The 17,965-nt window shown below is 69.4% G+C and carries 20 protein-coding genes and 1 tRNA gene; 13 read left to right on the forward strand and 8 right to left on the reverse strand.

All coding sequences use genetic code 11. From position 1 onward, the window contains the following. On the reverse strand, positions 1 to 123 hold a 123-nt coding region (locus F3J18_RS38035; RefSeq protein WP_275691827.1), incomplete at its 3' end, for a 2-dehydropantoate 2-reductase N-terminal domain-containing protein. Positions 124 to 419: 296 nt separating this feature from the next. Between F3J18_RS38035 and F3J18_RS02085 the strand changes: the two genes are divergently transcribed. The 3 genes from F3J18_RS02085 (at position 420) to F3J18_RS02095 (ending at position 1,292) form a co-directional block, all read left to right on the forward strand. Further along, positions 420 to 584: a hypothetical protein gene (locus tag F3J18_RS02085; RefSeq protein WP_164465580.1), complete on the forward strand. Its 165-nt coding sequence runs from the start codon at positions 420 to 422 to the stop codon at positions 582 to 584. Between the two features lie 70 nt (positions 585 to 654). After that, positions 655 to 1,011, forward strand: coding sequence for a BON domain-containing protein (locus F3J18_RS02090; RefSeq protein WP_025096734.1), 357 nt, complete (start codon positions 655 to 657; stop codon positions 1,009 to 1,011). Positions 1,012 to 1,094: 83 nt separating this feature from the next. Then, on the forward strand, positions 1,095 to 1,292 hold the full coding sequence (locus F3J18_RS02095) for a CsbD family protein (RefSeq protein ID WP_013698354.1): 198 nt from the start codon (positions 1,095 to 1,097) through the stop codon (positions 1,290 to 1,292). Positions 1,293 to 1,501: 209 nt separating this feature from the next. Here the strand turns inward: F3J18_RS02095 and F3J18_RS02100 are convergent, their stop codons facing one another. Further along, the gene (locus F3J18_RS02100) at positions 1,502 to 2,530 is read right to left on the reverse strand and encodes an aldose 1-epimerase (RefSeq protein WP_345891779.1); all 1,029 of its coding nucleotides are present in this window, start codon (positions 2,528 to 2,530) and stop codon (positions 1,502 to 1,504) included. 181 nt (positions 2,531 to 2,711) lie between these two features. Between F3J18_RS02100 and F3J18_RS02105 the strand changes: the two genes are divergently transcribed. The 6 genes from F3J18_RS02105 (at position 2,712) to F3J18_RS02130 (ending at position 8,814) form a co-directional block, all read left to right on the forward strand. After that, complete coding sequence (locus F3J18_RS02105; protein WP_166911101.1) at positions 2,712 to 3,836, forward strand: LacI family DNA-binding transcriptional regulator; 1,125 nt, start codon at positions 2,712 to 2,714, stop codon at positions 3,834 to 3,836. A gap of 89 nt (positions 3,837 to 3,925) precedes the next feature. Then, positions 3,926 to 4,957: an ABC transporter substrate-binding protein gene (locus F3J18_RS02110; protein ID WP_166911103.1), complete on the forward strand. Its 1,032-nt coding sequence runs from the start codon at positions 3,926 to 3,928 to the stop codon at positions 4,955 to 4,957. Positions 4,958 to 4,998: 41 nt separating this feature from the next. Next, a complete protein-coding gene (locus tag F3J18_RS02115; RefSeq protein ID WP_105851272.1) occupies positions 4,999 to 6,636 on the forward strand; it encodes a sugar ABC transporter ATP-binding protein in 1,638 nt (545 codons plus the stop codon). Further along, positions 6,617 to 6,790 (forward strand): hypothetical protein, encoded by a 174-nt coding sequence (locus F3J18_RS02120; protein WP_161783255.1) that lies wholly within the window; start codon positions 6,617 to 6,619, stop codon positions 6,788 to 6,790. The genes F3J18_RS02115 and F3J18_RS02120 overlap by 20 nt, the downstream gene beginning before the upstream one ends. Positions 6,791 to 6,807: 17 nt before the next feature. Further along, entirely contained in the window at positions 6,808 to 7,761 is a 954-nt protein-coding gene (locus F3J18_RS02125) for an ABC transporter permease (RefSeq protein WP_042283141.1), read from the forward strand. After that, positions 7,762 to 8,814, forward strand: a complete 1,053-nt coding sequence (locus F3J18_RS02130) for an ABC transporter permease (protein WP_240156346.1) — start codon at positions 7,762 to 7,764, stop codon at positions 8,812 to 8,814. A 91-nt stretch (positions 8,815 to 8,905) separates the two neighbouring features. Here the strand turns inward: F3J18_RS02130 and F3J18_RS02135 are convergent. Beyond that, a tRNA-Leu gene (locus F3J18_RS02135) sits at positions 8,906 to 8,992 on the reverse strand. A 257-nt stretch (positions 8,993 to 9,249) separates the two neighbouring features. On the opposite strand from F3J18_RS02135, the gene hpnD reads away from it, so the two are divergent. Next, positions 9,250 to 10,098: a presqualene diphosphate synthase HpnD gene (gene hpnD, locus F3J18_RS02140; RefSeq protein WP_345891735.1), complete on the forward strand. Its 849-nt coding sequence runs from the start codon at positions 9,250 to 9,252 to the stop codon at positions 10,096 to 10,098. A gap of 49 nt (positions 10,099 to 10,147) precedes the next feature. On the opposite strand, the gene F3J18_RS02145 is transcribed toward hpnD, so the two are convergent. The 3 genes from F3J18_RS02145 to F3J18_RS02155 all read right to left on the reverse strand — a co-directional run bounded on the left by F3J18_RS02145 (position 10,148) and on the right by F3J18_RS02155 (position 13,411). Next, complete coding sequence (locus F3J18_RS02145; protein ID WP_166911108.1) at positions 10,148 to 11,380, reverse strand: DUF1501 domain-containing protein; 1,233 nt, start codon at positions 11,378 to 11,380, stop codon at positions 10,148 to 10,150. Between the two features lie 34 nt (positions 11,381 to 11,414). Then, the gene (locus tag F3J18_RS02150; protein WP_166911218.1) at positions 11,415 to 12,857 is read right to left on the reverse strand and encodes a DUF1800 domain-containing protein; all 1,443 of its coding nucleotides are present in this window, start codon (positions 12,855 to 12,857) and stop codon (positions 11,415 to 11,417) included. Between the two features lie 257 nt (positions 12,858 to 13,114). Continuing rightward, positions 13,115 to 13,411: a hypothetical protein gene (locus F3J18_RS02155; protein ID WP_013698364.1), complete on the reverse strand. Its 297-nt coding sequence runs from the start codon at positions 13,409 to 13,411 to the stop codon at positions 13,115 to 13,117. 269 nt (positions 13,412 to 13,680) lie between these two features. On the opposite strand from F3J18_RS02155, the gene ompR reads away from it, so the two are divergent. The 3 genes from ompR to F3J18_RS02170 all read left to right on the forward strand — a co-directional run bounded on the left by ompR (position 13,681) and on the right by F3J18_RS02170 (position 16,540). Further along, complete coding sequence (gene ompR, locus F3J18_RS02160) at positions 13,681 to 14,406, forward strand: two-component system response regulator OmpR (RefSeq protein ID WP_004199523.1); 726 nt, start codon at positions 13,681 to 13,683, stop codon at positions 14,404 to 14,406. Between the two features lie 65 nt (positions 14,407 to 14,471). Beyond that, positions 14,472 to 15,836 carry an ATP-binding protein gene (locus F3J18_RS02165; protein WP_013698366.1) on the forward strand — a complete coding sequence of 455 codons (1,365 nt, stop codon included), beginning with the start codon at positions 14,472 to 14,474 and terminating at the stop codon, positions 15,834 to 15,836. A gap of 191 nt (positions 15,837 to 16,027) precedes the next feature. Beyond that, positions 16,028 to 16,540, forward strand: a complete 513-nt coding sequence (locus F3J18_RS02170; protein WP_025096725.1) for a redoxin domain-containing protein — start codon at positions 16,028 to 16,030, stop codon at positions 16,538 to 16,540. Between the two features lie 170 nt (positions 16,541 to 16,710). Here the strand turns inward: F3J18_RS02170 and ispF are convergent, their stop codons facing one another. After that, positions 16,711 to 17,196: a 2-C-methyl-D-erythritol 2,4-cyclodiphosphate synthase gene (gene ispF / locus F3J18_RS02175; protein ID WP_025096724.1), complete on the reverse strand. Its 486-nt coding sequence runs from the start codon at positions 17,194 to 17,196 to the stop codon at positions 16,711 to 16,713. Between the two features lie 28 nt (positions 17,197 to 17,224). Then, positions 17,225 to 17,935, reverse strand: a complete 711-nt coding sequence (gene ispD / locus F3J18_RS02180) for a 2-C-methyl-D-erythritol 4-phosphate cytidylyltransferase (RefSeq protein WP_025096723.1) — start codon at positions 17,933 to 17,935, stop codon at positions 17,225 to 17,227. Positions 17,936 to 17,965 lie beyond the last annotated feature (30 nt).

Below are 17,965 nucleotides of genomic sequence, written 5' to 3' on the forward strand. Positions count from 1 at the left end.
GGCCAGCGTATGGCCGCGTGCCAGCGCCGCGACCGACCAGCCCGCGCGCGCCAGCGCCGCGGCCAGCAGCCCGCCGATCGCGCCCAGGCCGACCACGGTGACCTTCTGCGGTGAATTCTTCATGCGCGGCACTCCTCGATAGAGAGAAAGTCTCGATGATGAGCCAGGCGCCCGGTCCCCGCACCTCGCCAAAAAGTTGCGTCCGCAACCTTGCCGACACAAATGCTTACCGGCGGCGCGGCCCGACGCGGCGCGGCTGCGACCGACCCAGCGGGTCCCGCGCGCCGCCGACCGGTAACAAAACGTGACGGCGCCGCTCAGGGCAAACGCACTAGAAAGCCCCGTGCATTTGGCCCTGTTGGCGGCACGCGGATCTTCGTATTCTGGACTGACTCCGACTTCCGTGAAGGAGACAGGCAATGAAACTCCATACCACGCCCGATCCGCAGCCGATCGAGCCGCAGCCGCCACCGGGCGATCCCTTGCCCGGCCGCGACCTGCCCGGCAAGCCGCAACCGGACGTGCCTGTGCCGCCGCCGGGGTTGCCGCCCGTGACGCCGATTCCCGACCCGCCGCGCGGTTGACGCGGAATCGGCCCTCGAATCGATCCTTATTGTCATCGACGACATCATCCACTCAACGGAGAACGACATCATGAACAACACCAACAAGACCACCCTGGCTTCGATCCTCACCGTCAGCGCCGCCCTGCTGCTGGGTACCGCCGGCATGCCGGCCGCCTATGCGCAGGCTTCCGCGGCCGACAGCAACAGCGCGATGAAGTCGGACCAGCCGGTCAGCGATACCTGGATCACCACCAAGGTGAAGACCCAGCTGGCCACCACCAAGGGCGTGAAGAGCACGGAAGTCGACGTGAAGACCGTCGACGGCGTGGTGACGCTGACCGGCGTGCTGCCCTCGAAGGTCGCCGTGAAGAAGGCGGTGGCCGTCACCAAGGCCGTCAAGGGCGTCAAGCAGGTGGACGACTCGGGCCTGAAGTCGCAGGGTTAATGCAGGGCTGAACCAGCAGGCGTGACCGACGGCGCCGCCCTCGCGGCGCCGACATCCGGCAACCCTCAAGGGAGGAACGCATCATGAACGAAGACAAGATCAAGGGTCAGTGGAAGCAGCTCGCGGGCAAGCTCAAGGCCAAGTGGGGCAAGCTCACCGACGACGACCTGAAGGTGCTGGACGGCAACCGTGAATACCTGGCGGGCCGGATCCAGGAACGCTACGGCATCGCGCGCGACGAAGTGGACAAGCAGTTGAACGACTTCGACCGTACGCTGTAAACGACTGACGGGCGCGGCGCACCGAAGCGGTGAAGCCGCGCCGCACAAGGAGGACCGAGATGGGTAAATACCTGATCGCCTGGTTGCTGGGCGTGCCGATCGGGCTCCTGATCGTGATCTACCTGATCGCGCACATTTTCTGATTGCGCATGGCGCGGTGCATTGCCGAAAGGCGGTGCACCGCGCATCTTTTTGCCTCCCCTCCCCGCTCAGACATCCCGTTCCGGCAACCAGACGATGCTCGCCTCGATGGTTTCGCCCGGCGCCAGCACGCAGCCGCCGCGCGCGCCTTCCGGCAGGTCGAGATTGAGCCAGTCGGTGGTGTTGCTGACCGGCTCGGCGCAGAAGAAGGCCTCGCCGCGCGGCGAATAGAGCACGAAGCAGTCAAGCGGCGCATCGGCGCGCATGGTCAGCCGGCGCCGCTCCTCCGGCCAGTCGATCACGGTCTCGCGGCGCCAGCCGACGAAGTTGTTGTCGCGCGGCACCGCCTCGACGGCCACGCCGCGCGCGAGCGCATCGACCGCCGGATCGGCGCCGAGCGAGACCGGCAGCAATTCGCCGTCGCTATGCCACATCGCCGCCACCTCGGTGCGGATCCGCGTGCTCGCGCCGCGCGGATAGTAGGGATGATGGCCGAAGCCGAACGGCATCGGCCGGCTGTCGAGATTGCGCGCCGCGAGCGTCAGCTTCAGGCCCAGCGGGCCGAGCTCGATGCGCTGCGTGGCGGCATAACGAAACGGCCAGCCGGGATGCTGCGCGGTACCCGCGCCGGCTTCCGGCTCGTACTCGAAGGCCAGCTCGACGCTCGCGTCGTCCTGCTCGATCACCTGCCAGGGCCGCTGCCAGGCATGGCCGTGCAGCGCATGGCGCAACGCGCCGTCGCCCATCGGCAACTGCCACTCCCGTCCCTCGAAACGGAACCGCCCGTCGCGAATCCGGTTGCAATACGGCATCAGCGGGAAACTGGCCAGCAGCAGGGGATCGCCGCTGTCGAGCGCGGCCTGCCCGGTCGGGCGCAGCCAGTGCACCGGCCCGGCCGGCGTCTCGTCGTGGAACCCGGCCAGCGAGCCGCCCAGCGCCGGCGCCACCAGCACGCGCCGCGCGCCCTCGCTCAGCACCAGCAGCCCGGGATCCTCGGGCCGCTCGCGGGCGGGCCGGGAGGACGCTCGCGAGGCCGCGGGCGCGATCAGGGAACACGAGGAGGAGGGAAACGACGAGGCTTCGGGCCGGCTATTCAAGACGATGACTCCCATGACGGCAGGTTGGCGGTCGAGCTGGCATCCTGATCGAGCTGGACGCCCGGGCCTGCCCGCACCGCAGCAGCGTCGCATAGGCATTGCATTTCCGTCAATTTATTACTAATAATTCGTCAATGAACGGCGCAGCCGATGCGCCCCCGTATCCCGCCTTAGCTCCCGAATGAAAAAATCGACCCAGCGCCGTCCGACCATGACCGATATCGCCAAGATCACCGGCGTATCGCAATCCACGGTGTCGCTCGTGCTGAACGGCGCGGTCGGCGCCAAGTTCTCCGACGACACGCGCCAGAAGGTGCTCAAGACCGCCGAGGAACTCGGCTACCAGTTGCCGACCCGCGCCAGCGCGCCGGCCGCGCCCGGCGAACGCCACCAGATCGTCTACGTCGCCGACGAGATCTCGACCAGCCCGCACCCGGTGGTCAGCATCGACGGCGCGCGCGACGCGGCCTGGAACAACGGCTGCCTGCTGGCGGTGTACTCCACCCACGGCAATGCCGAGATCGAGCAGCGGGTGCTGCAGCAGGCGCTGTCGAGCCCGAACGTGCTGGGGGTGATCTACGCGACGGTCTATACCCGCAAGGTGACGGTGCCCGCCGCCCTGCTCAAGGTGCCCACCGTGCTGCTGAACTGCTACAGCAGCGAGCGGCCGCTGTCCTCGGTGGTGCCGGCCGAGGTGGCCGGCGGCCATACCGCCACCGAGTACCTGACCGCCGCGGGCCATCGCCGGATCGCCTTCATCAACGGCGAAACCTGGCAGGACGCGGCCAAGGACCGGCTCAAGGGCTACCGCCAGGCGCTGGCCACCGCCGACCTGCGCTTCGACCCGAACCTGGTGCGCGACGGCGACTGGAGCTCGGGCAAGGGCTTCGAGCACACGCTGTCGCTGATGAAGGAGCCGCATCCGCCCACCGCGATCTTCTGCGCCAACGACCTGACCGCGATCGGCGCGATCGAGGCGCTCAAGCAGCTCGGCCTGCGCGTGCCGGAGGACGTCTCGGTGATGGGCTACGACGACCAGGAAATCGCCCGCCACACGCACCCGCCGCTCACCACCGTGGTGCTGCCGAACTACGAGCTGGGCCGCTGGGCGGTGGAGACGCTGCTGCAGGAGCACGAAAACCGCGATGCCGGCGCACCGTTCCGGCAGCGCACCGTCAAGCTCGACGGGCCGCTGATCGAGCGCGGCTCGGTGGGCGCGCCGGCGGGCGCCGAAACCGGGACGGAATCCGGAGCGGAACCGGCCGCCGACCTCGGGGATACCCGAGGTAATATTTTTAATTCATGACTGTTAATATTAATTCGATCGCCGGCGCCGGAGGCGCCAACCACACCTCGTCGTGAAACGTGTTGGGTCAACAAGAAACGGAGACAAGCATGTCAACTGCTTCGCTGCATCGCAATCTCGTCACCCTGGCGCTGTGCCTGGCCGGCGCGTGGTCGGCCGCCGCGCTCGCGCAGGACACCGCCGCGCAGAAGGTCGGCAACAGCTCGAACGAGACCTGCACCAACCCGAAACCGGGCAGCCTCAAGCTGGGCGACCTGGTGGTGGGCTTCTCGCAGTCGGAAAACGAACAGAATCCGTTCCGCGCCACCGAGACCGCCTCGGTGCGCGCCGCCGCCAAGGCCGCCGGCGTCAAGCGCCTGCTCTACACCAACGCGAACAACAACCCGGCCAAGCAGGTGTCGGACATCCAGAGCATGATCAACCAGGGCGCGCAGGCGCTGATCGTGGCGCCTAACAACTCCACGGGCCTGCAGCCGGCCTTCGCGCAGGCCAAGGCCAAGGGTATCCCGGTGGTCACCATCGACCGCCAGACCGCCGGCACCTTCTGCGAGGACTTCATCACCTTCCTCGGCTCCGACTTCTTCGAGCAGGGCCGCCGCGCCGCGCAGGCGCTGGCCGACGCCACCGGCGGCAAGGCGGTGATCGCCGAGATCCAGGGCGGCTACGGCAACACGGTGGAAAGCCAGCGCACCGACGGCTTCGCCGAAGGGCTCAAGAAGTACCCGAACATGAAGATCGCCGCCGCGCAGACCGCCAACTGGTCGACCACCGAGGCGCAGAAGGTGATGGAGCAGATCCTGCTCTCGCATCCCGACGTCAACGCCGTCTACACGCATGCCGACGTGATGACGCTGGGCGCGATCACCGCGCTGCGCCAGGCCGGCAAGCTCAAGGGCGTGACGATCGTCTCGATCGACGGCACCAAGGACGTGGTGCGCGACATCACGGCCGGCACCGTGGCGGCCGATGTCGAGACCAATCCGCGCTTCGGGCCGCTCGCCATCCAGTCGCTGTCCGACTGGTTCGCCGGCAAGCCCGTGCCGCAGAAGCAGATCATGAAGGACGCGCTCTACGACAAGAGCAACGCCAAGCAGTCGCTCGACGTCGGCGCCGTGTACTGACGCCCCGCCCGCTCCCGCCATCACGCCCCGGAGGCCCCGCGATGAACGACCCGGCCAAGACAGCAGCGGCCTCACCAAGCCCGGCCGCCGGGCCCGCCCGCGAGGCGGGCCGGATCGTGCTCGAGACGCGTCACGCGTCCAAGACCTTCGGCGTGGTGCGCGCGCTGCGCGATGTCTCGCTGACGTTGCGCGCCGGCGAGGTGCATGGCCTGATCGGCGAGAACGGCGCCGGCAAATCGACGCTGATCAAGGTGCTGACCGGCTTTCATCCGCTCGACGAGGGCGCGGTCCACCTCGACGGCGAGCCGGTCGCCTTCGCCTCGCCGCGCGACGCGCAGCGCCGGGGCGTGAGCGCGGTCTACCAGGAAATCAACCTGATCCCCGAGCGCAGCGTGGCCGAGAACATCTTCATCGGCCACGAGCCGCGACGCTTCGGCCTGCTGATCGATCGGCGCCGCATGAACGCGCTGGCCGGCGAGATCGTGCAGCGCTACGGCCTGAGCGTGGACCCGGCCGCCAAGCTCAGCGCGCTCGGGCTCGGCGAGCAGCAGATGGTGTCGATCGCGCGTGGCGTCTCGCTCGGCGCGCGCGTGCTGATCCTCGACGAACCCACCTCGGCGCTGTCGGGGGCCGAGGTCGAGGTGCTGTTCGGGGTGGTCGAGCGGCTGCGCGCCGACGGCATCGCCCTGCTGTTCGTCAGCCACCGGCTGTCCGAATGCTACCGGCTCTGCGACCGCTTCACGGTGATGCGCGACGGCGCGATCGTGAAGACCGGCACGCCTGCCGAGCTGCCGCGCGCGGCCCTGATCGCCGCGATGCTGGGCCGCGAGGGCAAGGGCCATGGCGGCCGCGTCGAGCGGCCCGCAGCCGCCTGCGCCACGCAGGCCGCGCCCGCCCTGCAGGTCGAGCGGCTGCGCTGGCGCACGCGGGTGCGCGACGTCTCGCTGCGCATCGCGCCGAAGGAAATCGTCGGGCTCGCCGGGCTGCTCGGCTCGGGCCGCACCGAGACCTTCAAGGCCGTGTTCGGCGCGCAGAAGGCCGAGGGCGGCGAGGTGCGCGTCGGCGACGGCCAGCCGCTGCGTCATGCCGTGCCGGCCCGCTCGATCGAGCGCGGCCTGGCCTTCCTGTCCGAAGACCGCCGCTCCGAAGGCATCTTTCCGCGCCTGTCGGTGCGCGACAACCTGGTGGCCTCGGTGCTGCCGCGCATCTCGCGCTTCGGCTTCATCTCGACGCGCCGCCAGGACGAACTGGTGGCCCGCTACATCGAGGCGCTCGGCATCAAGACCGCCGGGCCCGGCGCGCCAATCTCCACGCTGTCCGGCGGCAACCAGCAGAAGGTGCTGATCGCGCGCTGCCTGTCCACCCATCCCAGCGTGCTGCTGCTCGACGACCCGACGCGCGGCATCGACGTCGGCGCCAAGGAGGAGGTGCATCGCGTGGTGCGGGGCCTGGCCGACGACGGGCTCGCGGTGGTGGTGACCTCCTCCGAGATGGAGGAACTGCTGGAGCTGACCGATCGCCTGGTGGTGCTCAACGAGGGCGTGACCACCGGCTCGCTGGAGACGCGCGGCGCCAGCTCCGACGACGTGCTGGCGATCCTCGCGCGCAGCGCCCAGGACGAGCCGCGCGACGTCGATGCCGCCGAGCTCGCGCCCGACGATGCGCCTCGCCGAGGATGAACCGGCCGTGATGCGCGCTCGCCGCGCCGGCCGGCGGACCGCCATGCGCATCGCCGCTTATATCGTCACTTCGATCGCCGCTTCCATCGTCAATTCGATCGCCGTGTCCGGCTCCGCGCCGGGCTGCTCCAACCCACTCGCGAGGATCGCTTGAGCCTGTCGAACTCTCCCGTGCAACGTCCGGCCGGCAACGCGGCCGGCCATGCCGCGCTGATCTGGGCGCGCGACCACAGCGTCTACGTGGCGCTCGCGCTGCTGGTGCTGATCAACCTGGCCATCACGCCCGGCTTCTCCAATCCGCTCGCCGCGCGCAGCCTGCTGTTCGAGGCCGCGCCGGTGGTGCTGATCGCGCTCGGCCAGAACCTCGCGATCGCCACGCGCGGCATCGACCTGTCGGTCGGCTCGGTGATGGCGCTGGCCAGCGCGACCCTGGCGGTCTGCCTCGATGCCGGCACCGGCACGGCGATCGCGGCCGGCATCGCGGCGGGCCTGCTGGTGGGCCTCTTCAACGGCGCGCTGGTCTCGATCCTGCGCATCGACCCGCTGATCTCGGGGCTGGCGCTGCTGGTCGCCGCGCGCGGGCTCGCGCAGGCCCTGGTGGGCGGCTCGCGCGTGAGCCTGCCGGGCGCCGATGCCTTCGACCTGCTCGGCACCGGCTCGCTCGGCCCGCTGCCGGTGGTGATGCTGATCGCGCTCGCGCTGGCCGTGCTGGTGATGCTGGTGGTCCAGCGCACCACCTTCGGCCGCTACACCGTGCTGATCGGCGCGAGCCGCGCGGCGGCCTATCTCGCCGGGATCCCGGTGCGCCGCACGCTGTTCCTGGTCTATGCCGCCAGCGGCACGCTGGCGGGCCTGGCCGGCGTGTTCGCCTCGGCCCGGCTCGGCGCGTCCGACCCGAACTACGTCGGCGTGAACTTCGAACTCGACGCGATCGCCGCCTCGGTGATCGGCGGCACGCCGCTCTCGGGCGGCCGCATCTCGATCGTCGGCACCGTGTTCGGCGTGCTGCTGCTGCAGGTGCTCGATGCCAGCTTCATCATGAACAACGTCAGCTTCACCTATGCGCAGATCCTCAAGGCCGTGTTCATCGTCGTCGCGCTCTACCTGCAGCGCCAGGGAGGCTGAATGAACGCGCGCACCGACCTCGATCGCAACGGCGCGCCGCCCGCGCGCGTCGACACGCCCGCTCCCGGCTCCCCGCCGCCATCCGCCGCGCCGCTGCGCGCCGGCAAGGCACGCCGCGCACGCCTGCTCGGGCTGATCCAGTCGCGCGGCGCGATCGGCATCCTGGTGCTGGTCTGCGCGGTGGCCGGGGCGGTCTTTCCCGATTTCCTGCGTCCCGCCAACCTGGCGGACATCGTCTCCGCAGGTTCTTTCCTCGGCCTGATCGCGATCGGCCAGAGCCTGGTGATCATCATGGGCGGCTTCGACCTGTCGGTCGGCTCGATGGTCGGGCTCGGCACCGTGATCGCCGCCTACGCGGCGCCCTATGGCTGGGGCGCGGCGATGCTCGCGCCGATCGTCGCGGGGCTGGTGGTCGGGCTGGTCAACGGCGTGCTGATCGCGCGGGCGCGCATGGCGCCCTTCATCGTCACGCTGGCCGCCCTGCTCGGCCTCAAGGGCCTCGCCCTGGTACTGGCCAGCCAGGACCTGCTGATCGAGAACCCCGGCTTCTTCACGCAGATCGCCAACGGCTCGATCCTCGGCGTCAGCTCGCTGATCTGGCTGCTGGTGCTGGCCTACCTGATCGGCGCCGTGGTGCTGAACGCCACGCCCTACGGCTCGGCCCTGTTCGCGATCGGCGGCAACGAGGAAGCGGCACGCATGCTCGGCGTGCGCGTCGAGCGCGTGAAGATCCTCACCTACGGGCTGAGCGGGGCACTGGCGGGCCTGGCCGGCGCGCTGCTGGCCTCGCACCTGGACTCGGGCCTGTCGGGCGCGGGCAGCGGCTACGAGCTGCAGTCGATCGCGGCGGCCGTGATCGGCGGCGTGCTGCTCACCGGCGGCGTCGGCACCATGGCGGGGCCGCTGGCCGGCGTGCTGCTGCTCGGCGTGATCCAGAACGTGATCAACCAGGTCGGCACCCTGAGCCCCTACTACCAGAACCTCGCCAGCGGCGTGTTCCTGCTGATCGCGGTGATCGTGCAGACGGTGCTGACCAGCTCGCGCAAGACGTGAACACGCGCGCCGCGCGGCGGATTCGGGCTGCGCGGTATCGGGCGGAAAACGGGGGAATCAGAACGAGGATGCCGAGGAATGCAAACGGGGGTGGTGCGTGAGGCCGGACTCGAACCGGCACACCCTTGCGGGCGTCAGGACCTAAACCTGGTGCGTCTACCAATTTCGCCACTCACGCACATCGATGTTCGCGAACGCCGCCGCCGCGAGGCGGCCGGCGCGTTCCGCGAGCACGCCATCCCTGGAGTCGGACGGCCGCCGGAAAGCGCGAGCGCGAGATTCTAACCGATCTCCCCGCGCTTGTCTCTAGCCGCCGCATCGATCGCGAGGCGGTGCTAGAATCGCCGCGCATTTGCCTGCGCATTTGTTCCGAGACGCGGCGCCCGCCACGCGGTAACGCCGCCCGCCCCCACCACTGCGAACCCACTCGCCGCCATCCCGCCCGTGAATTTCGACGACTATTGCCAGCAGAAGGCCGCGCCCCCCGGCTCCAGCGTCTATTACGCGCTGCGCCAGGCGCCGCTCGCCAGCCAGGGCGCGCTGAGCGCGCTGTTCGCGCTGCGCCGCGAACTCGAGGAAACCACGCGCGAGACCAGCGAGCCGACCATCGGCCAGACCAAGCTGGCCTGGTGGCGCAAGGAGCTCGCCGCGCTGGCCGAGGGCCAGCCTTCGCATCCGGTCTCGCAGGCACTGGCCCGGCATGCCGGCGCCATCGCGCGCGACCATGCCGCGCTGCAGGCGCTGGCCGACGGTTTCGCGATGGATCTCGAACAGGCGCGCTACCTGGACTGGCCCAACCTGCGCCGCTACGTGGAGCGCGTGGGCGGCGGTTTCGCGGGCCTGGTGGCGCGCGCCGCGGCCGGCCCCACCATCGCCGATACCGCGCCCGCCTGGGCCGCCTCGCTCGGCGAGGGCCTGCAGCTCGCGCAGATCGTCGAGGAAGTCGGCGACGATGCGCGCCATGGGCGCGTCTACCTGCCGATCGACGAATTGCAGCGCTACGAGGTGACGGCCGCTGACCTGATGCACCGCCGCTACAGCCCCGCCTTCAGCGAACTGATGCGCTTCCAGGCCACGCGCGCGCGCGAGACGCTGCATGCCGCGCTCGAGGCCATTCCCGCCGCCGAGCGGCGCGCGCAGCGCAGCCTGCGGGCACTGGCCGCGCTCTCGCTGGCCACGCTCGACGAGATCGAGGGCGAGGACTACCAGGTGCTGCACCAGCGCATTTCGCTGACGCCGATCCGCAAGCTGTGGGTGGCCTGGCGCGCCGCGCGACGACGCTAGCCCAGGCCCGGCGCTTGCGCGGGCAACGGCTCGCGCCGGCATTCACACCTCAGGCGCGCAGCAAGGGCAGCGGCGCGAAACGCCCGCGCAGCACCGCCGCCGCATCCATCCCCCACCAGGGCCCGAGCACGGTGGCGTAAAGCTGCCGGAAATCGACCGCCACCGGCAGGTTGCCGTTGCCGTCGAGCCGCGCCAGCGCGGGCCGCTCGCCATACAGGCCGCCGCGCACGCGTCCGCCCATCACGAAGTGCGGCGCGGCAGTGCCGTGATCGGTGCCGCCGCTCTGGTTCTCGCGCACGCGCCGGCCGAACTCGGCATACGTCATCACCAGGCTGTCGTTCCAGCGGCCCAGCTCGATCAGGGCCGAGCGCATCGCCACCAGGCCCTCGGCCAGTTGCTTGAGCAGCGCGGCCTGCTGCCCGGCCTGGTTCTGGTGCGTGTCGAAACCGTTCAGCGTGAGCCGCAGCACCGCCACGCCCTGCCCCGCGAGCGGGCGCCGCTGCGGCGACTCGCAGCTCGACAGCACCTGCATGGCGGTCTTCACCGAGGTGCCGAACGGCCCGGCGGGAAACGCGGTGGCAAAGCCGAAGGCACCCTCGCGCGGACGCAGCCGCGCCGCCGCGTTGACGATGTCGTTCTCGACGTCGATCAAATGCGCGAGCGCGGGATTGCGCTCGCGCAGCGAGACCGAATGCGCGAGCTTCGCGGCGCCGATGAACTGCGCCGGGTTGACCAGCACGATCGCACGCGCGCCGTTCGCGAGCGGCCCCATCTCGGCGCTGCCGAACACCACGCCGTCGGCCGCGAAACCGGGCGGCACCGGCGCATGCGCGAAGGCGCGCGTGAGCCAGCCCTCGCCGAGGATCTCGTCGGAACGCGAGGCGGTATCCCAGATCTCGATCGAGCGGAAATGCGAGAGGTTCGGCTGCGGATAGGCGACGCCCTCCACCACCGCCAGCTCGTGCGCCTGCCAGATCGGCAGCAGCGGCGCCAGCGCGGGATGCAGGGCCGCGTGCTGGTCGAGCGGCAGCACAGCTTCGCGACGCAGGCCGAGGGTGGGACGCATCTCGCGGTAGAGCGGATCGTCGTAGGGCACCACCGTGTTCAGGCCGTCGTTGCCGCCCTTCAGCTCGACCAGGATCAGCAAGCGCTCGTAGTGCGCGGCGCCGGGGTTCGCCAGGGGCTCGCCCGCGAAGGCCGTGGATGGCGTCCACAGCGGCAGGCCCGCGGCGCCGGCCATGCCGGCCGCGCTCGTCAGGCCCAGGAAATCGCGTCGCTTCATGATGCCGTCCTCCTCGCCGCGCCGCTCGCGCGCTTCAGGTCAACTGGTAGACCGGGTCCATCAACAGCGCGCGCAGATAGGCCGCGCCGTTCGCATCGGCATCGATCGCCGCCACCGGCGAGAGCGGCAGCACCGCGTGCTGGAGCTGCAGCTCGGCCGACAGCGTGGGCCTGGCCTGCGGCGCCGTGCCGAAGCGCGCGAGCCAGCCATCGAGGTCCAAGCGCAGCGTCGCCGGCTTCGCCGCCATCCCGGCAACTCGCGCGGTCGGCTTCATGCTCGCCGTGGTGGAACGGAACATGCGCTCGATGAATTGCTTGCGCGCCAGCAGGGTCGCGCTGTTGATCCACAGCGTGCCGCCCGGCCAGCCCTTAACGTTGGGCGGCGCGAACAGGTTCTCGCCGAGCCCGCGCACCACCGGCACGAACTGCGCGGCATCGCCGTAATCGATCTCGAACAGGCGCAGGTTGCCCACCACGAACTCGACCGGCGACTTCACATGCAGGCCGCGCACGCGATCGCTCCAGAACGCCTCGCACGAGAACAGCGCGACCAGCAGCGCGCGAATCTCATAGCCGCTGTCGCGAAAGCGCGCGGCGATGCCGTCGAGCTCGGCCACATCGGGCGTATCGGGCGTATCGGAGACGAACTCACGCCACAGCTTCGCCGCGACGAAGCCTGCCGTTTCCGGCTGCGCGAGCAGCACGTCGAGCACGCGATCGGTATCGAGCGGGCCGGTCACGCCGAGCACGGTCTTCACGCCATCGTCGTGAAGATTCGGATGCCAAACCGTTTCGATGGTATCGGGATCGAGCCCCCAGCCGGTCAGCGCGCGCGCCGCCTCGGTCACGTCGCGCTGCGTGTAATGGCCCTCGCCGAGCGTGAACAGCTCCATCACCTCGCGCGCGAAGTTCTCGTTGGGCCGGCCCTTGCGATTGCTCGCGCCGTCGAGGTACTGGAGCATCGCCGGATCCTTCGCCACCGCGTGCAGCATGGTGCCGAAATTGCCGAGCGCCTCGCCGCGCAGCAGCCGGTGCTGGACCGCCATGGTGCGCGCATACGGCACCTTGTCCTGCCCCGAGGTGAAGTGCCGATGCCAGAACAGCGTCATGCGTTCGGTGAGCGGCGAAGGCGTGACCAGCATCTCGCCGAGCCACCAGGCGCGCAGCGCGTCGTAGCGCTGGCCTTGCAGGCGCTGGTCGTCGCGGCGCTGCTCGGGCGTCCAGGCGTTGCGGATCGCGCGCGGCGGCGGCATCTCGTCGACCCAGGCCGGCAGCGGCGTGACGCTGTCGCGATGCGTGCCGTCCAGCAGGCGCTCGACGGCCTGCGCGCGTGTCATGCCGACGTAACGCGCCACCTCGGCCGGGGGCGCCGTGAAGCCGGTGCGCGCGAGCAGGAAACGCGCGTCGTCGGCATCGAGCGGCGCGAGCATCGCGCTCGGCCATGCGTCGCCGGCATGCGAGCCCGCATGCGCACGCATGCCATGCGCGCGATGCGCTGCCGGCGGCTGCGCGGGAGGGACATCGGTATCGAATCGAGGCATGGCCGCGCCGCTCCCGAAAGCTGCCTGGAAAGAAACCGGCGAGAGATGCGACACGCGTATCGTTCCCGGCGGTGTTCAAACCTCAACAACGGACCACGCCCGCGCGACGTTGACGCGCGCGCGCAGATGATTCCGCCATCGGCGGGACATGAAAGCAGGCTAGGGGAGAAAAACGGAAGACAGCGAAAGACGGCTCAGCGCTTGTACAGCTCGCGCACCGCGTCCTCGATATGCTGGCGCAGCAGATGGCGTTCCTCGGGCGTCATGTGGCCGTCGCGGCGACGCTGGTCGAGATCGGGGGACACGGCGGAACGGCCAGGCTCGTCGAAGCGATCGAGTTGCGCATCGCGCGGCGGGGGCGGCGGCATGCGGGGACGCGAGGCCTTGTGCGACGACCCGCCCCGCTCGGGGCGTTGGGCGCAAGCGAAGTTCGATGCAAAGAGACCGGCGAACACGATCGTCAGTGCGCACGCAATCCGGGTGGGTCGCATCACTGTTCTCGCTTCTCTGGTCGATTTGTTCCCTTCGTCACGCGGCAACCGTCTAACCTCTGGTACTTGAACAAACCCGGCGAATATCGGGCAAACGAACTACGAAATATCGAGTGGGTGGAGTATCCACTGAATTTCCGCGCCAAGTAAAGGAGTCTCTAACGAGTGTCTTTACTCAGCATCGCAGCCCGGGTAAATTTTGTAACTGACTGTTACTCGCAAAATCCCGCGCCCGTGCGCGCCTTCGTAATCGAGATAAGATGCCGTCCATGGAAACCAAAAATCCCTCGAAAATCCTCGTCGTCGACGACGATCCCCGTTTGCGCGACCTGCTGCGCCGCTACCTCGGCGAGCAGGGCTTCAACGTATATGTCGCCGAAAATGCGACGGCAATGAACAAGCTCTGGGTGCGCGAGCGTTTCGACCTGCTGGTGCTCGACCTGATGCTGCCCGGCGAGGATGGCCTGTCGATCTGCCGCCGCCTGCGCGGCAGCAACGATCGCACGCCGATCATCATGCTCACGGCCAAGGGCGAGGACGTGGACCGCATCGTCGGCCTCGAGATGGGTGCCGACGACTACCTGCCCAAGCCCTTCAATCCGCGCGAGCTGGTCGCGCGCATTCACGCGGTGCTGCGCCGCCAGGCGCCGGCCGAACTGCCGGGCGCGCCCTCGGAAACCACCGAGGTGTTCGAGTTCGGCGAGTTCTCGCTGAACCTGGCCACCCGCACGCTGACCAAGTCCGGCCAGGAGATTCCGCTGACCACCGGCGAATTCTCGGTGCTCAAGGTCTTCGCGCGTCATCCGCGCCAGCCGCTGTCGCGCGAGAAGCTGATGGAACTCGCGCGCGGCCGCGAATACGAAGTGTTCGACCGCAGCCTCGACGTGCAGATCTCGCGCCTGCGCAAGCTGATCGAGCCTGATCCGGGCAGCCCGCGCTTCATCCAGACCGTCTGGGGCCTCGGCTACGTATTCATCCCCGACGGCGCCGCCTGAGTGGTCCCGGCGCGCGTTCGCGCGTGCCGGAACCCGCCGCCCTGCCTGCTTGGACAGTCCGCCCTATGCGCATTGACCGGCGCCTCCTGACGCTCGTATTCGGCGGGCTGTTCTGGCGCACCTTCCTGCTGATCGCGCTGTTGATCGCGGTCAGCCTCGCCGCGTGGTTCCAGAGCTTCCGCGTGATCGAGCGCGAGCCGCGCGCGCAGCGCGTGGCCCTGCAGCTCGTCGCGGTGGTCAAGCTCACGCGCACCGCCCTGCTCTATTCGGATCCGGACCTGCGCCGCGCGCTGCTCCAGGACCTGGAGAGCAACGAGGGCGTGCGCGTCTACCCGCGCGAAACCACCGACAAATTCAAGCTCCAGCCCGACGAATCGCTCAATCGCCTGATCGAGCACGATATCCGCAGCCGGCTCGGCGACGATACCGTGATCGCGCAGTCGGTCAACGACATCCCCGGCGTCTGGATCAGCTTCAAGATCGACGACGACGATTACTGGGTGGCGCTCGACCGCGACCAGCTCGACACCGTCACGGGCCTGCAATGGGCCGGCTGGGGCCTGTTCGCGCTGGCGCTGTCGCTGCTCGGCTCGGCCTTCATCACCAGCCTGGTGAACCAGCCCTTCTCGCGGCTCGCGCTGGCCGCGCGCAAGGTGGGCGCCGGGCAGATGCCCGAGCCGCTGCCCGAGCGCGGCATGGGCGTGGCCGCCGAAACCAATCGCAGCTTCAACCAGATGGTGCGCGATCTCGAGCAGCTCGACGCCGACCGCGCGCTGATGCTGGCCGGCATCTCGCACGACCTGCGCACGCCGCTGGCGCGGCTGCGCCTGGAAACCGAGATGAGCCCCTCGGACCAGGCCACCAAGGACGCGATGGTCGACGACATCGAGCAGATGGACCGCATCATCGCCGCCTTCATCGACTACGCGCGGCCGATGCAGCCGCGTTCGCTCGAGCCGGTCGATCTCTCGCTGGTCGCGCACGACGTGGCCGCGCGCCTGGCCAACGAGGAAGGCGTGCAGATCCGCACCGTGCTGGCGCCGGCCGCCGTGATCGAGGCCGACGAGACCGACATGCGCCGCGTGATCGGCAACCTGGTGGAGAACGCGCGCAAGTACGGCCTGAGCCGCGGCGACGGCATCGCGCGCATCACCGTCGAGACACGCGCCTCGCATGCTCGCATCGAGGTGATCGTGCGCGACGAGGGCCCGGGCATCCCCGACGATCAGCTGCCGCTGGTGATGCGCCCGTTCTACCGCGTCGACGCCGCGCGCAGCAAGGCCGACGGCACCGGGCTCGGGATGGCGATCGTGCTGCGCATCGTGGGCCGCTACCGCGGCACGCTGAAGCTGCGCAATCGCGCGCCGGAGCCGGGGCTGGAAGCCTCGATCGACTTCCCGACCGGCAAGGCGGCCCGCGTGGCGGCCTGAGCGTCCGATTCACGACGATGGCCGGGGCCCCGGCCATCGTCCCCGCCAACTCTCCACGCCTCTCAATAGACAATTTCTACTGGAATTGTCGTTCGATAGAACTACAGTCGTAATTCACGCTGCCGCCCCGGCACCGCGACGACGCTTGCGCCACCCCGGCAGCCCGCCCCTCTCACGGCAGGAGCAGGCGCATGAAAACCGTCGGCGACATTCTCGAAGCCTTCACGGTCACGGCCGCGCGGCCGGGCTTCAATCATCACGATGAAAACGGCCAGTCGGCCTTCGAAACCCTCACGGAAGCCTCGTTTCCGGGCAAGTGGAAGATCCTGTACTTCTATCCGCGCGATTTCAGCCCGGCCTGCGCGAGCGAGATCGCCGCGTTCGCGCGGTTGCAGCGGCAGTTCGAGGAACGCGACGCGGTGCTGCTGGGCGGCAGTTCGGACAACGAATTCGTCAAGCTGGCCTGGCGCCGCGAACATCCGGCGCTGGACCGGCTCAACCATCACGCCTTCGGCGACGTGAAGGGCGAACTGATCGACCAGCTCGGCGTGCGCGACCACGATGCCGGCGTGGCGCTGCGCGCCAGCTTCATCGTCGATCCGGACAACACGATCCAGCATGTCTCGGTGGACAGGCTCGAGGTGGGACGCAATCCCGAGGAGATCCTGCGCATCCTCGATGCCCTGCGGGCGGGCCAGGCGTGAGCAAGCGGGCGCGCGGCCCAATCAGGCGGGCCCGGGCGAAATCAGGCGTGAATTGGCCGCGGCGAATCCCGGCCTGTATCGATGGGGGATGGCGGAATATGGACGGCCGGCGGGAAAGCCGGCCGGCGTCGCGCACCAGGGCGGGGCACGATGCCGGCCGGGCGCGAGGCTCAGTCGCCCTCGCGCACCAGCAGCGCGGCGGCCTGGGCCTCGATGCCCTCGCCGCGGCCGAGATAGCCGAGCTTCTCGTTGGTCTTGGCCTTGACGTTGACGCGGTCGAGCGGCAGGCCCAGATCCTCGGCGATATTGGCGCGCATCGCGTCGATATGCGGCGCGAGCTTGGGCGCCTGGGCGATCACGGTGGTATCGACGTTGCGGATCGCGAAGCCGGCCGCGGCGACGCGCTTCGCGCATTCGCGCAGCAGCACGCGGCTGTCGGCGCCCTTGAACTGCGCGTCGGTATCCGAGAAGTGCCGGCCGATGTCGCCGAGCGCGGCCGCGCCGAACAGCGCGTCGGTCAGCGCGTGCAGCAGCACATCGGCGTCCGAGTGGCCGAGCAGGCCGCGCTCGTAGGGGATGGTCACGCCGCCGATGATGAGCGGCCGGCCGGGAACCAGTTGGTGTACGTCGTAGCCTTGTCCGATTCTGATGTCCATGCTGGGTCTGGTTCGTGGTGAAGGTGGATCAGGAGGCGTTCGCCGGCCGCGACAGGAATGCCTCGGCCAGGTCGAAATCCTCGGGGTACGTGACCTTGAAGTTGCGCAGGTTGCCCTGCACCACGCGCGGGGCGTGGCCGGCCCATTCGATCGCGCTGGCCTCGTCGGTCAGGTCGTGGCCGTCGCGCTGCGCGGCGAGGATCGCCTCGCGCAGCATGCCGATGCGGAACATCTGCGGCGTCTGTGCCTGCCACAGCCCGTCGCGCGCCTCGGTGCGGGCGATCTCGTCGCCACCGGCCGGCACGCGCTTGAGCGTGTCGGCCACCGGCAGCGCGACGATGCCGCCCACCGGGTCGTCCTTGAGCGTGGAGATCAGCGTGCGGATCAGCGCCGGCGTGATGCCGGGGCGCGCCGCGTCGTGCACCAGCACCCAGTCCGCGTCGGTCGCGCCGAATTCGACGAGCTGCATCAGCCCGTTGAGCACCGAGGCTTGGCGCGAGGCGCCGCCGCAGCGGCTGACCGCGAAGCGCAGGCCGGAAAAGCGACGCGCGTCGAAATGCGGATCGTCGGGGGAGATCACCACCAGGGTCTGCGCGAGTTCGCTGAGCGCGTCGAAGGCGGCCAGCGTATAGTGCAGCAGCGCGCGACCGGCGAGCGTGCGGTACTGCTTGGGCAGCGCCGAGCCGGAGCGGCTGCCGGTGCCGGCGCAGGGAATCAGGGCGAAAAGTCGGGGAGTCACGAGAGCGAACGCCGGTAATAGGGAAATCGA

The organism is Burkholderia sp. Ax-1720, assembly GCF_011753035.1.
Lineage (GTDB): Bacteria > Pseudomonadota > Gammaproteobacteria > Burkholderiales > Burkholderiaceae > Burkholderia > Burkholderia gladioli.

Bases quoted from the DNA above. Each gene is read 5' to 3' on its own strand.
- F3J18_RS02085 (WP_164465580.1), top strand. From the start codon at position 420: ATGAAACTCCATACCACGCCCGATCCGCAGCCGATCGAGCCGCAGCCG.
- F3J18_RS02090 (WP_025096734.1), top strand. From the start codon at position 655: ATGAACAACACCAACAAGACCACCCTGGCTTCGATCCTCACCGTCAGC.
- F3J18_RS02095 (WP_013698354.1), top strand. From the start codon at position 1,095: ATGAACGAAGACAAGATCAAGGGTCAGTGGAAGCAGCTCGCGGGCAAG.
- F3J18_RS02105 (WP_166911101.1), top strand. From the start codon at position 2,712: ATGAAAAAATCGACCCAGCGCCGTCCGACCATGACCGATATCGCCAAG.
- F3J18_RS02110 (WP_166911103.1), top strand. From the start codon at position 3,926: ATGTCAACTGCTTCGCTGCATCGCAATCTCGTCACCCTGGCGCTGTGC.
- F3J18_RS02115 (WP_105851272.1), top strand. From the start codon at position 4,999: ATGAACGACCCGGCCAAGACAGCAGCGGCCTCACCAAGCCCGGCCGCC.
- F3J18_RS02120 (WP_161783255.1), top strand. From the start codon at position 6,617: ATGCGCCTCGCCGAGGATGAACCGGCCGTGATGCGCGCTCGCCGCGCC.
- F3J18_RS02130 (WP_240156346.1), top strand. From the start codon at position 7,762: ATGAACGCGCGCACCGACCTCGATCGCAACGGCGCGCCGCCCGCGCGC.
- F3J18_RS02145 (WP_166911108.1), bottom strand. From the start codon at position 11,380: ATGAAGCGACGCGATTTCCTGGGCCTGACGAGCGCGGCCGGCATGGCC.
- F3J18_RS02150 (WP_166911218.1), bottom strand. From the start codon at position 12,857: ATGCGTGCGCATGCGGGCTCGCATGCCGGCGACGCATGGCCGAGCGCG.
- F3J18_RS02155 (WP_013698364.1), bottom strand. From the start codon at position 13,411: ATGCGACCCACCCGGATTGCGTGCGCACTGACGATCGTGTTCGCCGGT.
- ompR (WP_004199523.1), top strand. From the start codon at position 13,681: ATGGAAACCAAAAATCCCTCGAAAATCCTCGTCGTCGACGACGATCCC.
- F3J18_RS02165 (WP_013698366.1), top strand. From the start codon at position 14,472: ATGCGCATTGACCGGCGCCTCCTGACGCTCGTATTCGGCGGGCTGTTC.
- F3J18_RS02170 (WP_025096725.1), top strand. From the start codon at position 16,028: ATGAAAACCGTCGGCGACATTCTCGAAGCCTTCACGGTCACGGCCGCG.
- ispF (WP_025096724.1), bottom strand. From the start codon at position 17,196: ATGGACATCAGAATCGGACAAGGCTACGACGTACACCAACTGGTTCCC.